Source organism: Olsenella sp. KH1P3 (genome assembly GCF_900167315.1).
Taxonomy (GTDB): domain Bacteria; phylum Actinomycetota; class Coriobacteriia; order Coriobacteriales; family Atopobiaceae; genus Olsenella_J; species Olsenella_J umbonata_A.
The window spans coordinates 1-13751 of sequence record NZ_FUWQ01000004.1 but is presented as its reverse complement, the minus strand read 5'-3'; the positions used below and the strand labels follow the sequence as shown (position 1 = coordinate 13751).

General features: G+C 61.3%; 14 protein-coding genes. 4 read left to right on the top strand and 10 right to left on the bottom strand.

Annotated elements, in window-relative coordinates; all coding sequences use genetic code 11:
• Positions 1 to 145: 145 nt before the first annotated feature.
• Positions 146 to 619 (bottom strand): transcription elongation factor GreA, encoded by a 474-nt coding sequence (greA, locus tag B5D13_RS05980; protein ID WP_078687420.1) that lies wholly within the window; start codon positions 617 to 619, stop codon positions 146 to 148.
• A 39-nt stretch (positions 620 to 658) separates the two neighbouring features.
• Positions 659 to 961 (bottom strand): twin-arginine translocase TatA/TatE family subunit, encoded by a 303-nt coding sequence (tatA, locus tag B5D13_RS05975; protein ID WP_078687419.1) that lies wholly within the window; start codon positions 959 to 961, stop codon positions 659 to 661.
• 172 nt (positions 962 to 1133) lie between these two features.
• On the opposite strand from tatA, the gene B5D13_RS08900 reads away from it, so the two are divergent.
• The 4 genes from B5D13_RS08900 to cysE all read left to right on the top strand — a co-directional run bounded on the left by B5D13_RS08900 (position 1134) and on the right by cysE (position 3815).
• Positions 1134 to 1292 carry a CxxxxCH/CxxCH domain-containing protein gene (locus B5D13_RS08900; protein WP_143327756.1) on the top strand — a complete coding sequence of 53 codons (159 nt, stop codon included), beginning with the start codon at positions 1134 to 1136 and terminating at the stop codon, positions 1290 to 1292.
• A gap of 32 nt (positions 1293 to 1324) precedes the next feature.
• On the top strand, positions 1325 to 1981 hold the full coding sequence (locus B5D13_RS05970; protein ID WP_143327755.1) for a spermidine synthase: 657 nt from the start codon (positions 1325 to 1327) through the stop codon (positions 1979 to 1981).
• Positions 1982 to 2220: 239 nt separating this feature from the next.
• Complete coding sequence (cysK, locus tag B5D13_RS05965; RefSeq protein ID WP_078687417.1) at positions 2221 to 3132, top strand: cysteine synthase A; 912 nt, start codon at positions 2221 to 2223, stop codon at positions 3130 to 3132.
• A complete protein-coding gene (gene cysE / locus B5D13_RS05960; RefSeq protein WP_078687416.1) occupies positions 3132 to 3815 on the top strand; it encodes a serine O-acetyltransferase in 684 nt (227 codons plus the stop codon). Before cysK ends, cysE begins: the two co-directional genes overlap by 1 nt.
• Positions 3816 to 3969: 154 nt before the next feature.
• On the opposite strand, the gene B5D13_RS05955 is transcribed toward cysE, so the two are convergent.
• From B5D13_RS05955 to B5D13_RS08715, 8 genes are all read right to left on the bottom strand, one after another.
• Positions 3970 to 4707: an LOG family protein gene (locus tag B5D13_RS05955; RefSeq protein ID WP_200802617.1), complete on the bottom strand. Its 738-nt coding sequence runs from the start codon at positions 4705 to 4707 to the stop codon at positions 3970 to 3972.
• A 150-nt stretch (positions 4708 to 4857) separates the two neighbouring features.
• Entirely contained in the window at positions 4858 to 6654 is a 1797-nt protein-coding gene (locus B5D13_RS05950) for an ABC transporter ATP-binding protein (protein WP_234970736.1), read from the bottom strand.
• Positions 6647 to 8509, bottom strand: coding sequence for an ABC transporter ATP-binding protein (locus tag B5D13_RS05945; RefSeq protein ID WP_306806901.1), 1863 nt, complete (start codon positions 8507 to 8509; stop codon positions 6647 to 6649). The genes B5D13_RS05950 and B5D13_RS05945 overlap by 8 nt, the downstream gene beginning before the upstream one ends.
• Positions 8506 to 8991, bottom strand: a complete 486-nt coding sequence (locus tag B5D13_RS05940; protein ID WP_078687413.1) for a MarR family winged helix-turn-helix transcriptional regulator — start codon at positions 8989 to 8991, stop codon at positions 8506 to 8508. The genes B5D13_RS05945 and B5D13_RS05940 overlap by 4 nt, the downstream gene beginning before the upstream one ends.
• A gap of 210 nt (positions 8992 to 9201) precedes the next feature.
• On the bottom strand, positions 9202 to 10746 hold the full coding sequence (locus tag B5D13_RS05935; RefSeq protein ID WP_234970734.1) for a YfcC family protein: 1545 nt from the start codon (positions 10744 to 10746) through the stop codon (positions 9202 to 9204).
• Positions 10747 to 10797: 51 nt separating this feature from the next.
• Positions 10798 to 12021 (bottom strand): peptidase T, encoded by a 1224-nt coding sequence (gene pepT, locus B5D13_RS05930; protein ID WP_078687412.1) that lies wholly within the window; start codon positions 12019 to 12021, stop codon positions 10798 to 10800.
• A 750-nt stretch (positions 12022 to 12771) separates the two neighbouring features.
• Positions 12772 to 13299: a hypothetical protein gene (locus B5D13_RS05925; protein ID WP_078687411.1), complete on the bottom strand. Its 528-nt coding sequence runs from the start codon at positions 13297 to 13299 to the stop codon at positions 12772 to 12774.
• Between the two features lie 2 nt (positions 13300 to 13301).
• Positions 13302 to 13751 (bottom strand): hypothetical protein (locus tag B5D13_RS08715; protein WP_200802616.1); only part of this gene is annotated, 450 nt, incomplete at its 5' end.

The following is a 13751-nucleotide window of genomic DNA, read 5'->3' as shown; positions in this document are numbered from 1 at the left end:
GTAGCCGTTCGCGACGGGATTCCGCGCGTTACCACGGAATGTGCGCACCCGTGACCCCAAGCGGAAACGACTAGTCGCCACGCACGGCCGAAACAAAAACGGGCCCCGCCTGAACGGGACCCGCCGCGTGCGAATGGTTGCGAGACTAGCGCGTGATGTTCCTGATGGTGAACTCGCGCGTCTTGCCGGTCGGCGTCTCGTAGGAGACGGTGTCGCCGGCGACGTGGCCGATGAGCGCAGCACCCAGGGGCGACTCGTTGGAGATGCGGTGGTTAATCGAGTCAGTCTCGGTGGTGCCGACGATGGTCACCTTGGAGACGCCCTTGGCATCCTCGATCTCGACGGTGGTGCCGATGGAGACGGAGATCTGGGCATCGTCGTCGTGCTCGATGACCTTGGCGGTCGCGAGGATATGACGGATCTCGTTCACGCGAGACTCGTTCTGGGACTGCTCCTCCTTCGCGGCGTCGTACTCGGCGTTCTCGGAGAGGTCGCCGAAGCCGCGAGCCTCCTTGATGCGCTCGACGATCTCGTCGTGCTTCTCGCCCTCGCGATAGGCGAGCTCGTCAACGAGCTTCTGACGTCCCTCGGGGGTAAGGATGATTTCCTTGGCTGCCATATGCGTACTTTCTACTTGGTGACTTCTGGTGACTGGCGACTACTCGCCGAGCTTCGCGCCGCAAGCGGAGCAGAAGGCGGCACCCTTGGCGTTCTTGGCGCCGCACTTGGTGCAGAAGACCGCGTCAGACTCGACGGCCTCGACGTCCTCGGCCTCGTCAGTGTCCTCGGCATCCTCACTGGCCTCGACCTTGGGCTCCTCGCCCTCGTCCATACCCTCGCGAACGTTCTTGACCGTCTGGCCAAGGGACTTGCCGAGCTTCGGGAGGTTCTTGGGCCCGAAGATAACCAGAACGATGACGAGGATGATAAGAATCTCGGGAACGCCAAGACCAAGAATCATGCGATGCCTCCAAACAAGCGGTGCTAAACAAGAGTTCTGTTGAGATGGTAACGCCCTATGATGAGCGATAACGCAACGGTTAGTATAGCCGAGACGTGCAAGAACTCACAATCTCTACTCGCGCCATGCACCATTTGGCCCGCAAAAGGAAACACTATGCCACTCCCCCTGATTGTTCTGGCTAGCGTCATCTGCGCGCTGGACGTGTTCATCCTGCTACTGCCACGGATTCTCAGGAGCCGAGGGGTCTTCCTGTACCCGAGGACCAAGTTTGGCCCCGCCCTGGTATTCGACTCGAACGACGACGAGGGGACCGAAGTTCGCCTGCTAAACGTTGGTGGCAAGTTCCAGTCCATCTGCTACGTGGCACACGAGCTGCGCTACCGCCTGGTCTGCGTCTACCACCTCTACTTCTCGCAAGTCGTGCAAATGCAGGGAGAAGTGCATGCCGCCTCGGCCGAAGGCCGTGACACCCGACGCAAGGCGCTCGTCATCGGTGGCGGCGGATACTCGTTTCCCAAGTGGCTCGTAAGCGACAATGACGACGTAGACGTGACCGTGGTCGAGATTGACGAGGTCGTCACCAAGATCGCGCGCGAGCACTTCTACCTAGACGAGCTCATTCGCGACTTCGATGCCGAGCGCGGCGGCCGCCTGCGCCTGGTGTGCGACGACGGCTGGGCGTTCCTGGGCAATGCCGACGAGCGCTTCGACATCATCGTGAACGACGCCTTCGGTGGACGCAAGCCGCTGGGCCCCTTGGCCACGCAGGAGGGTGCGCAGGCGGTGCTCGAGCACCTCTCCCCCACTGGCGTGTACCTGGCAAACGTCATCAGCCCCCTGGAGGGCTCCGCCAAGAAGACGAAGATTTTGCGCGACTCGCTCGATGCGTGCAAGGATGCCTTCGAGCACGTGTACCTGATTCCCGAGGACGGGGACGACCCCACGATCGTCGGCGACAACGTCCTGGTCGCCTCGAACGCAAGGCTGCCCTTGGCCAAGGCGTACGTGATCAAGTAGCGAGCGCCGCGCGTCCGGCGGCCCACGTCACGGCCGTCGTGCCCTTTTATTCCCACCGCCGAGGTGGGTTTTGTTTCCGATTGTTTATTCCCACTTGCTAGCTAGGTTTTATCGTGCCATCCTTGTGCCTATGACGAGTTAGGAAGGCCCGCCGGACGGCGCCCCCGATGGCGCCAGGCCCGCCAACGTACCTCGTCTCCAGAAAAATGCCCCGCTTGGGGCAGTCATAAGGAGGACGTATGTTCGTAGCAGGCAAGACCGAGGCCCTCATTGGCTCCACCCCCCTGGTGGACCTTTCCGACCTCGCCAGCGGCAAAGCAACCATCCTTGGAAAGTACGAGGCGACCAACCCCGGCGGCTCCATCAAGGACCGCGTGGCCCGAGCCATGCTCGACGCCGCCGAGGCCGACGGCAGCCTCAAGCCGGGCGGCACGGTAATCGAGCCCACCAGCGGCAACACCGGCGTTGGCCTGGCCATGCTGGCAGCCGAGCGTGGCTACCGCATGATCTTGGTCATGCCAGAGACCATGTCCATCGAGCGCCGCAAGCTCGCGGCTTCGTACGGCGCAGAGATCGTCCTGACCCCCGGCACCGAGGGCATGAGGGGCGCCGTCGCCAAGGCCGACGAGCTTCGCGCCAACACCCCCGGATCCATCGTCGCCGGCCAGTTCGTCAATCCCGCCAACCCGCGCGCCCACTACGAGACCACCGGCCCCGAGATCTGGCGTGACACCGAGGGCACCGTCGACATCATCGTCGCAGGCGTGGGCACCGGCGGAACGATCTCTGGCTCCGGCAAGTTCCTCAAGGAGAAGAACCCCGCCATCGAGGCAGTGGCGGTTGAGCCCGCCGAGTCCCAGGTGCTCGCCGGCAAGCCCTCCGGCGCCCACAAGATCCAAGGCATTGGCGCAGGCTTCGTGCCCAAGACCTTTGACGCCAGCGTTGTCGACGAGATTCTCCCCATCGCCTCGGCAGACGCCATCGCGACCAAGAAGGAGCTCGCCTCCAAGTCCGGCTTGCTTGTGGGCATTAGCTCCGGAGCTGCCGTGGCGGCGGCCATCGAGCTGGCCAACCGTCCCGAGAACGCTGGGAAGACCATTGTCGCCGTGCTCCCCGACACCGGAGAGCGCTACCTCTCGATGGAGCTCTAATGTCTAAGGCACTCGTTGACACCACCGCGCGCGACCAGGGCGGGGCAGAGGCCGCGGCCGACCTCCGCGTAAAGGAGCCCTCGCTCTTCCAACTGATGCGCGAGGACACCCAAGCGGCATTCGAGCGCGACCCCGCGGCGGAGAGCAAGAGCGATATCGTTCTCTTCTCCACGGGCACCCGCATCGTCTGGGCGTATCGCCGTCACCACTGGCTCTGGACCCACGGCATGCGCAAGCTCGCCCTGTGGCTGGCCAAGCGCATGCGCCGCAAGCTGGGCGCAGACATTCATCCCGGCGCGCAGATCGGGCGCCGCTTCACGATCGATCACGGCATCGGCGTCGTCATCGGTGGCACGGCCATCATCGGAGACGATTGTCTGATCTACCAGAACGTGACACTGGGCATGACCGGCAAGCACGGCGGCAAGCGCCACCCCACGCTGGGCAACAACGTGATGGTGGGCGCAGGCGCAACGCTCTTGGGCAACATCAACGTGGGAGATGACGTCAAGGTCGCAGCGGGCTCGGTCGTCGTGCACGACGTCCCCAGCTGCACCACCGTGGCAGGCGTACCCGCGAAGGTCGTGCGAGAGGGGCACAACAAGCTCCTTCGCCTGGTCTCAAGTGGCTTCAACCCCGCACAGCTCGACAACGAGAACGTGCGCTGGTCCTGCGCGCTGTAAGACGCTCCAGCCGCCCGCAGCGGCAAGCCCCCCGCACCTACCCGAACGCACAGACGGTCCCGCCGGCAGCGACTCGCCGGCGGGACCGTCTCTAATGCAGAAGCTGCCTCGGCCGCGAAGGCGGTCACTTCTTGGCCACAGAGGTGCCCGAAGGCTACTCCAGGGGTGCGCCGTAGATCTCGCTTGCCGCTATGTTGACTGCCTCCTCGGGGTCGTCTGTCATCACAAACGACAGGTCGTCGATGTTGCCCGATGCCAGCACGGTGTCGCGGAGCCAGTCCTGGAGGCCAGACCAGTACTCCGAGCCATACAGGACCACTGGCGTCCGGTCGACCTTGTGCGTCTGGTGCAGCGTCAGCAGCTCGAAGAGCTCGTCCAGAGTCCCCATGCCACCCGGGCAGACGATGGCGCCCTGTGAGTACTTGACAAACATGGTCTTGCGCACGAAGAAGTACCTGAAGTTCATGGCAAGGTTCACCCACTCGTTCAGCCCCTGCTCATGGGGAAGCTCGATGCCCAGGCCCACGGAGACGCCGTTGTTCAGCGTGGCGCCACGGTTGGCCGCCTCCATGATGCCGGGGCCACCTCCCGTGATGGTCGCGATGCCGTTCTGCGCAAGCAGGGCACCCATGCGCTCGGCTGCCTTGTAGTAGGGGTCCTCGGGCTTCGTGCGCGCCGAGCCGAACACCGCCACGGCCGGGCCAAGCTCCGCAAGGGCGTCGAAGCCCTCGACGAACTCCGACTGGATGCGCAGGACGCGCCAGGGATCCATGTGCAGCCAGTCGGTAGGTCCATCCTCTTCCAGAAGGTGCTCGGTCGACGTGCCGCGCGGAATCATGCGGTCGCGATAGATGACGGCGCCCTTGCGGTACGTGCGCGTCTTCCTGTCCATGAGAGCCTCCTTTGCTGCGTTTTGCGTACGTGTACAGACAGCGTACCCAAGCAACCCGCCCCGCAAGCACATGCCACGAGATGGGTCGGACGTATGGATACGCTTTGATATGCACCGGCGCAGGCAAGAAGTGCGCGGCACCCGGCCTCGCTAGGCAAACTGGCTCTGGTAGAGCTCCGCGTAGCGCCCGCCCTTGGCCAGAAGCTCGAGATGCGTGCCCTGCTCGATGATGTCACCGTGGTCCATCACCAGAATCAGGTCAGCGTCGACCACCGTCGAGAGGCGATGAGCGATCACGAAGCTGGTGCGATCCTCCATGATCGCCTCCATGGCGCGCGTGATGTACTGCTCGGTGCGCGTGTCGACGCTCGACGTCGCCTCGTCCAGGATGAGCATGGCCGGATCGGCGAGCATGGCGCGCGCTATGGTCAGCAGCTGGCGCTGGCCCTGGCTCACGCTCTCGGTGTCGTTGGTGAGCACGGTGTCATAGCCCTGGGGCAGCGTGCGCACGAAGAAGTCGACGTGCGCGGCACGCGCGGCGGCCTCGACCTCGTCGCGCGTGGCGTCCAGCTTGCCATAGGCTATGTTCTGGGCAATCGTGCCCTCGAACAGCCAGGAGTCCTGCAGGACCATGCCGAAGCTCCTACGCAGCTCCGAGCGAGAGATCGAGCGCGTGTCGACGCCGTCTATCGTGATGTGTCCGCCATCCACCTCATAGAAGCGCATCAGCAGGTTGATGAGAGTCGTCTTGCCCGCACCGGTCGCGCCCACGATGGCCACCTTCTGGCCGGGCTCGGCCACCAAGTTGACATCCTTCATGAGGGGGCAACCAGGCCTGTAACCAAAGCGCACGTGCTCGAAGGCCACGCGTCCGCGAAGCGGCTCGGGAAGCGCCAGGGGCTCCTTGGGGTCGGGCTCGACCTCGTTCTGGTCCAGCAGGGAGAACACGCGCTCGGCACCGGCGAGGGCGCCCTGTAGCAGGTTGATGGTCCCCGACACTTCCGTCAGCGGCTCGGAGCCCTCGGTGATGTACTGGAAGACCGCCTGGAACCGGCCGACGCTGAGCGTCCCGTTGAGCAGGAGCCGTCCCGCAAGCAGCGCGATGACGACCTGGACCAGCCTCATTAGGAAGCGAATGACGGGTGCGACGGCGCTTGCCAGGAAGTCTGCAAACGCGCCGGCCCGTGCCAGCTCCTCGGCGTCGTCGCAAATGGATTGGAAGCTCTTCTCCTCGTCGCCGAAGGCCTTAATGACGGCGCGTCCGGTGTACGCCTCCTCCACCTTGCCGGAAAGCCTGCCCATGACCGCCTGACGCCTGTCGAAGGCCCCGTAGGTCTTGGCGGCGACCACCTTGGTCAGCAGGAACGACAGAGCCGCCGCAAGAGCGAACAGCCCCGTCAGCGCCAGGTCGTAGGTCGTCATCATGATGACGGCACCAACGAGCGTGAAGGTGCTGATGAGCAGCTGGAGAAGACCACGCTGCATGACCTCCGAGACCTTGTCCAGGTCATTGGTTACGCGGCTGATGGTCTCGCCAGGCTGGCGCGCGTCGAAGTACGCAAGCGGAAGGCGATTGATCTTCCGGCTGACCTGCTTGCGAAGGTTCAGGTTAAGGCGCTCGGCGAAGCCCGACATGACCAGCGCCTGTCCACTGTAGAAGAGCCATGCAAGGGTCCACACGCCAAGGAGGCCCAACACCTGGGCGCCGCCGCTCTCCCAGCTCACCGCAAACGTGCGTCCCTGCTCGAACGAAGCTTGGATGAGCGCCCAAAGGCAGTCGATCAGATACGCGCTATATATGGGTGTCGCCAGAGTAGCCACGACATACAGGACGGCGAAGATCGTCGCGACGACCAGTCGCCAGCGCTCGCCGGCAGCTGCCTTCCACAGTCGCAGGACGACGGCGCGGGCGTCGTGCGGCATCCCGTACTCCTCTTCGCTATCCACGCAGATCGCCTCCCCGTTGCTGCGACTCGACAATCGCCTGGTACGTTGGACAGGTTTCGACCAGCTGGTCATGGGCGCCCAGCCCCACCTGCCTGCCATCTTTCAGGACAAGAATCTGGTCCGCATCACGAATGGTGCTGACGCGTTGCGCGATTATCAGGCGCGCCGAAGCGCCAAGCTCAGACGAGAGCGCATGGCGCAACGCGGCGTCGGTCTTGTAGTCAAGCGCCGAGAACGAGTCGTCGAACACGTACAGGTCGGCCTTTCGCGCAAGCGCGCGAGCGATGGCCAAACGCTGTCGCTGGCCGCCGCTGAAGTTCGTTCCCCCCTGCGTCACGCGGGCCTCGAGCCCCTGCGGCAGCTCGCGCACAAACGACGCCTGGGCAGTGTCGAGTGCGTGCCACAGCTCGTCGTCGGTGGCATCAGGCGCGGCCATCCGCAGGTTCGAGGCGATGGTCCCCGAGAAGAGCCAGGCCCTCTGGGGCACATACGCCATGCGGGACCGCAGGTCCGCCAGACTGCGGTCGCGCACGTCGCGCCCAGCGACCCTTAGCTCGCCACCTGTTACGTCGTGAAAGCGCAGAAGCATCTTCGCGATCGTCGACTTGCCCGAGCCTGTGTTGCCGATGATGGCGCAGATCTCGCCCCTTCGAACCGCAAAGCTCAGGTCGTGAAGGGTGTCCTCGCTCGCATCGTCAAAGCGGAAGTCGACGTGATCGAACTCCGCGACAGGAGACTCTCTTTCATTGGCGAGTAGCTCTTCCGCCGGAGGAGTAGGCGCTTCTCGCACGGAATCCTTGATGCTCGGCTCGAGCTCCAAGAGTTCCGTCGCACGGGTCAGGCACGCCAGGGCACGCGGGACCTGGAGCATGGCGAACTGGGCCATCATCATGAAGAACAGCAGGATGATGGCAAACTGGACCAACGCCGAGATCGAGCCTATCTGCATGGCATGTACGCCGACGCGATCGGCGCCCAGCCAAACGAAGAGCACTTCCACGACGTTCATCAGGAAGAACGTCGTGCAGTCCGCCACCGAGAAGATCAGGTTCACGCGCACCGCGTTTTCGGCGTACGCTTCGAAGGTCTCGTCCAGATGTCTTCGCTCCCGCCTCTCGCGACCGAACGCGCGGATGACGCGAACTCCCGTGATGGTCTCGCGCAGCCGCACGTTCATGCGGTCAACAAACTCCTGCAGGTGCAGGAAGATGGGAGCCGACCGCCTGATGGCCACGAGGGAGACCACCGTCATGGCGACCGCGATCGCGACGAGCACTTGCCCCATGGCGGGATCGATGCCCCACGCCAGCACGACCGAGGTCACGGCGATCACCGGCACCGGAAGAATCATCACGAAGCACATGACGATGGTCTGCTGCACGACGTTCGCATCACCCATCGTGCGGGTAATCATCGAGCCGGTGCCGAAGCGCTCAAAATCCGACGCGGAAAGCTCCAGCGACTTGCGATACACCGAGACGCGAAGGTCACGGCCGACGTCTGCCGCTAGGCGCGCAGCGAGGAAGTACGAGGCAACGCAGCTCCCGGAGCCGACCACCGCAGCCACGAGCATGCGCAGGGCATGGTCCCACAGCGGGCCCATGCCCTGCGCGCCAATGGCAGAGTTGAGCAGGGCGGAGAGCTCCGTCGGAACGTAGAGAGTGCCGATGGTATCGAGCAGAAGCGTCACGAGGGCCGCTACCGCGAGCGGCCTGTAGGGAGCCATAAGCCTGCCAAGAAGCGCAAAGGCCCCTCGCCCGACAGCCCCCTCCGCAGGCGAGCACTCACCCGAGACCACGTCCGTGTCGCAGGTCGTACCTGCCTTAGATTGCCTGGAGTCGTCTTTTGTCGTCACGAGGCGTCGCCACCCTTCTGATCGTCCAGGCCAAGCGCAGAAAGCTCCGCGTCGATGGCGTCGGCGTACGTGCGGGCAATGCGAGCAAAGGCGATGCGGTCCTCAACCGAAAGCGAGTCGAAGGCGCGCATCTCCGCCTCGATGGCCGGAGTCACAAACCTCTTGCAGAACGTGGCACCCTCGTCCGTTAGGCACACTAGCTTGCTGCGACGGTCGTCCTCCTCTGGCACAAGGGTGACGTAGCCCTTGCCCACAAGAGACTTGACGGCAGAGTTGACGGTCTGGCGCGAAAACGAGTACTCGTCAGCAATGTCACTTTGTCGCGCGCGCCCATCCCTCAGGGCGATAGATACCAGCGACCAAAACGCGCCATCCGACAACTTGCAGCCATGTGCGACCCGATTGTACAGGCGCTCTGTCTCCTTAAAAATGACGTCGATTCCACGCGCGGTGGGCAGTGCGTCTTCTTGAACGGATGACATGATCTTCTCCTCCGGTCCCACTCGCCCTTGGTCTGAATTTGGTCTGATTTCGGACAATTAGAATGGCAGAAGCATAATCCAATTTCGGACAAAGTCGAGCGGTGCCGTTGCCTCCATTCAATATGCATATTGCAAAAAAAGAGGGTCATCGGAGCTATCCGACAACCCTCTGGAGTCACTATTGCCAGCTGGAAAACAGCTTCGCGCGAGCTATCCGACGAGCACCTGCGCAACCAGCAGCAGCGCGTTAAGCGCGATGGTCGCAACAAGGAGCGGGTTGATGAACTTGATCCAGCGGCTGAACGGCACGTCGACCATTGCGAGCGAGGCAAGAATCAGACCCGTGGGCGTGACGTACGAAATCAGACCCTGGCCATAGTTGTAGGCCGCAATGACGGAGGCGCGAGAAACGCCGACCGCGTCGCCGAGGGGAGCCATGATGGGCACCGAGAGGACGGCGAGGCCCGAGGAGGAGTTGATGAAGAAGCCCAGAATGACGTAGACCAGCAGCATGACGATGATGAACAGGATGGGGCTCATACCGGTGACCGCACCCGAGAAGAAGTTCAGGATCGAGTCGGAGATGAAGCCGTTCTCGAGCAGGATGTTCACCGCACGGGCGACGCCGACGACCAGAGCGACGCTCATGAGGTCACCGCAGCCGCCGATGTACTTGTCGAAGAAGACCTCTTCCTCGAGCCCGGAGGTGAAGGCAAGAATGATGGAGCATGCCAGGAAGACGGCGGTCATGTAGTCAAACCACCACTGCTGCGCGACGATGCCCCAGACGAGCACGACGAAGGACAGGCCGAACACCGCAAGGGAGACCTTCATCTGCGTGGTGAACTCGATGCTGTTGCCCTGCTGACCCCAGCGCTCCTCGATCTTATCCTTCATGTCATAGCAAACGGACTTGGAGGGATCCAGGCGAACCTTGTGCGCGTAGACCATGATGTAGGCGACGGCCATCACGGCACCCACAATCAGAGCAATGAAGCGCCAGCTCATCTGCTCGGACATGGCGATGCCCGCCGCCTTGGTCGCGACGCCGATGGCAAACGGGTTGACGGTGGAGTACATCGTGCCGACAGACGCGCCCACGAAGATGACCGCGATGCAGGTCATGGCGTCATAACCAGCAGCGATGAAGACCGGCATCAGGATCGGGTAGAGGGCGATCGTCTCCTCGCCCAGGCCAAAGGTTGTGCCACCGATGACCATCAGGAGCGACAGGATGATGATGAGCAGGTACTCCCTGCCCTTGGTGAGCCTAGAGAGCGCCGCAACGGCCGAGTTGAGCGCACCCATGTAGTTCAGGACGCCGATGCAGCCACCCAGTAGGAAGACGAACAGAATGATGTCGATGGTGTCATACACGCCCTGGATCGGGGCAAGCAGGAACTCGACTATTCCCTGCGGGGCCTGATCGACGCGCTCGTACGTTCCGGGGATGGCGATGGGCTTGGAGATCGAGCCATCCAGGAAGCTGTCCAGGCTGCCCGAGACGCCCAGCGAGTCAAGGGTCTGCTGGGTCGGAGGCATCAGCTCCGTGGAGTCATCGGGCTTGGTGATGACGAACGAGTCCTGATCGGCGTCATATGTCAGCTTGGAATACTTGCCTGCGGGGACGATATACGTCAGCGCCGCGGCAAACAGCATGACGATGAACAGAACGGTGATAGCGGTCGGAAAGTGAAGCCTGTGCTTCTTCGGCTCTTCCGCGGCTGCCTGCTCGACTGCGATGTCTTCTGTCACGATGCAATCCTTTCGAATGATGACTTTCAACTAGACGAGAAGTACTTCTCCCTAGGCCTCTGCGTAGACCTTGACCAGCTCAATGAGAGCCTTGGTCGCAATATCGATTCCCTCGACCGTCGCGTGCTCGAGGGGGCCGTGGTAGCCATCTCCGCCGGTACCCAGGTTTGGGCAAGGCAGACCGCGGAATGAGAGCTGGCAGCCATCGGTACCTCCGCGGATGGGCGTCACCTTGGGGGCAATACCTGCACGCTCGCACGCCTTCTTGGCGTTGTCGATCGTGAACATGTGGTCCTCAATGACGTTTTCCATGTTCTGGTACTCGTCCTTGATAACAAGTGACACGGTGCCCTCGCCCCACTTCTCGTTCAGGACCTTTGCGATGTGGCGGAGCGTCTGCTTGCGGCATTCGAATGAGGCGGCATCGAAGTCGCGAACGATGTAGGACATGCCGCCGGCACACTCGTCGCCATGAATCTCAAGAAGGTGGTAGAAGCCCTCGTACCCCTCGGTGTAGCGCGGAGCCTCGAGGGTCGGGAGCATGTTGTTGATGTCGCAGCACACCTGCATGGCGTTGACCATGATGTCCTTTGCGGAGCCGGGGTGGACGCTGACGCCCTTCACCTCGAAGTCAGCCTCGCAGGCGTTGAAGTTTTGGTACTGAATCTCGCCCTCGGCATCACCGTCCATGGTGTAGGCGACGTCGGCATCAAAGAACTCGACGTCAAAGTTGCCAGCTCCAGTTCCGATCTCCTCGTCAGGAGTGAACGCGATGCGAAGCGCGCCGTGGGAAACGTTGCCAGAGAGGATGCGCTCGAGAGCGGTCATAATCTCGGCAATGCCCGCCTTGTCGTCGACGCCCAGAATAGTGGTTCCGTCCGAGGTCAGCAGGGTACGACCCTTCAGCTCAGCAAGGCGCGGGAAGTCCTTCACGGTCAAGGTCCGTCCGCTGTCGCCCAGGAGAAGATCGCAACCATCAAAGTTCTCGTGGAGCACCGGCGTGATGGGTCCGTCGCAGAACTGAGAGACGGTATCCATGTGCGCGATCAGCCCGAGCCTCTTCTTTCCCTCGTAGCCAGGTGTTGCAGGAATCTTTGCGTAGACGAAGCACCTCTCGTTCACCGTAACGTCCTCGATACCGAGACCCTTCAGCTCTTCGGCAAGCAGGTTGGCGAAATCGAACTGCTCACTTGAGCTGGGACAGGCGGAATCGTTGTACTCGTTGCTCGGCGTCTTAACCACTACATACTTAAGCAGGCGGTCGATAGCCTCCATACAAACGTCCTCCACTTCTTAAGACAAACAAGGACCGCACCCCATCGGGCACGGTCCCCAAAACGCTGCTCGAAACAATTCAGAAATATAGACGTTCCACATAGCGCGTCAGGCCCAAATTATGCGAACGGTTAAAATTGGCACATATTGTGCCATCAAAAATGCATTTGCGGTATTAACGACTTGTTCGATTTATGAGCATAGTCATGAGTACATTTGGCATGATTTAGCGAACAGCATGATAGAACAACAGTTAGCTTATGTGTTCTCAGCTCAGCTATAACTATAATCTGAATTCTGTGCCGAAGAATCCGTTCGTTCAGCTTAGGTTGAAATGCGCAATTTTGCAAATAGCATACATCCATACTTAAAGGCCAGAGCATCAATATTCTAATTAATACGACCGATGCGGTCTCTCAAAAGCGTTAGACGCTGGTTCTAGCGGTTAGGCTTTCGGTGAGTCAGGTGCCAGCCACCGCAATAACCACAGTGGTACACAAAGAGCTGCGGGGCATCTTTCCTCCGCGCGCCGCGTTTCGCCGCCTTCTTGGCTTCTACGGCGCTCGCGTAGCGCTTTTTGCAGTCGCACGATCTGAACTCGGCATGGCTTTCGCCCACGAGCGGTTTTCTGGCCCCGTTGCGTCTCGCGCCACGACTTGGCATTCGCTTTCTTCCCCCAACAGTGCGCGCCAACAAAAAGGACGGACGCGATGCGTCCGTCCCCATTATGCTTCCGTAGCTGCCGTCTTACTAAGAAAGCGCACCAGCAAGCTGAGCAACTCCGTCAAAATCAACCTTTGTGTTGCCGTTAACATGGTCGATTCTCGTAACCGTCCCCTTCCACTTGGGCTCCCTGTCCTCGGAGTCGCCTCCGCCAGGCGCGCCATTCTCGTCGAAATCCTCAGATCGGACGACGAAATCTGGCTCAAACACATCCTCGCCGGGCCAGTCTTCCTTATGGAAACCGTACTCAAGCCCATCAAGAAGCTGCTCCATCTCGTCCAGACGAACGGTGGGGTCACTTACGGAGATGAGGCCACGCTCCACGTTGAATATGGCGTCAGACCCAACGTAAATAGTCCTAATCTCCTCACGACGCTTCTTTTCAGCACGCGAGATAACGACAAAGGATACGACGATAACGACCCACCAGATAATGCTCAAAACGAGATCGAGCGGATTATCCACCCGGTTGAAGCCAAGGTAGTACCAAAGCCAGAGAAGGAAAATGGAAGCGATTAGAAAGACCGTAAGAAGAATCCAATTACTCTTCTTCATTGCTACTCACCCTCTCCCTGAAGCACGGCAGAAGAGGAGTCAACCTCATTGCCATCAGATTCACCTGTAACCTTGCGCTCACGCCGGCGCAGCTCGTCCGTGTACTTTTTGCGACGGATCACCACGCAGATGGCGTAGATTGTGTTGACAATTATTCCGAGGATAATCCACCAGTGGACCCAGCAGTCCACATGCATACCGGCAAGAGGAGTTTCGTCATCCGAAATCTCCTCAGGCTGAGCCGTAGGCGTATCGTCGTCAGGAATAGCCGCAGTAGGAATCACTGGCGTCGGCGCAGGAACGCCTGCAGTAGTCGCAGGAACCGCGGCGTCAGTAGGAACGGGCGTGGGCGTCTGAGGCGACACGGGAGTAACGTCGGCGGGGGCAACAGGCTCGGCAACGTAGTAGACCTTCACCACGTGCGTGGACGGGTCGGTCGCCTCGCCGGCGGC

What these genes read in the sequence shown, in the direction of transcription:
- B5D13_RS05925 (WP_078687411.1), bottom strand. Translation starts at nt 13,299, where the DNA reads ATGAAGAAGAGTAATTGGATTCTTCTTACGGTCTTTCTAATCGCTTCC.
- B5D13_RS05955 (WP_200802617.1), bottom strand. Translation starts at nt 4,707, where the DNA reads ATGGACAGGAAGACGCGCACGTACCGCAAGGGCGCCGTCATCTATCGC.
- pepT (WP_078687412.1), bottom strand. Translation starts at nt 12,021, where the DNA reads ATGGAGGCTATCGACCGCCTGCTTAAGTATGTAGTGGTTAAGACGCCG.
- cysE (WP_078687416.1), top strand. Translation starts at nt 3,132, where the DNA reads ATGTCTAAGGCACTCGTTGACACCACCGCGCGCGACCAGGGCGGGGCA.
- cysK (WP_078687417.1), top strand. Translation starts at nt 2,221, where the DNA reads ATGTTCGTAGCAGGCAAGACCGAGGCCCTCATTGGCTCCACCCCCCTG.
- tatA (WP_078687419.1), bottom strand. Translation starts at nt 961, where the DNA reads ATGATTCTTGGTCTTGGCGTTCCCGAGATTCTTATCATCCTCGTCATC.
- B5D13_RS05940 (WP_078687413.1), bottom strand. Translation starts at nt 8,991, where the DNA reads ATGTCATCCGTTCAAGAAGACGCACTGCCCACCGCGCGTGGAATCGAC.
- greA (WP_078687420.1), bottom strand. Translation starts at nt 619, where the DNA reads ATGGCAGCCAAGGAAATCATCCTTACCCCCGAGGGACGTCAGAAGCTC.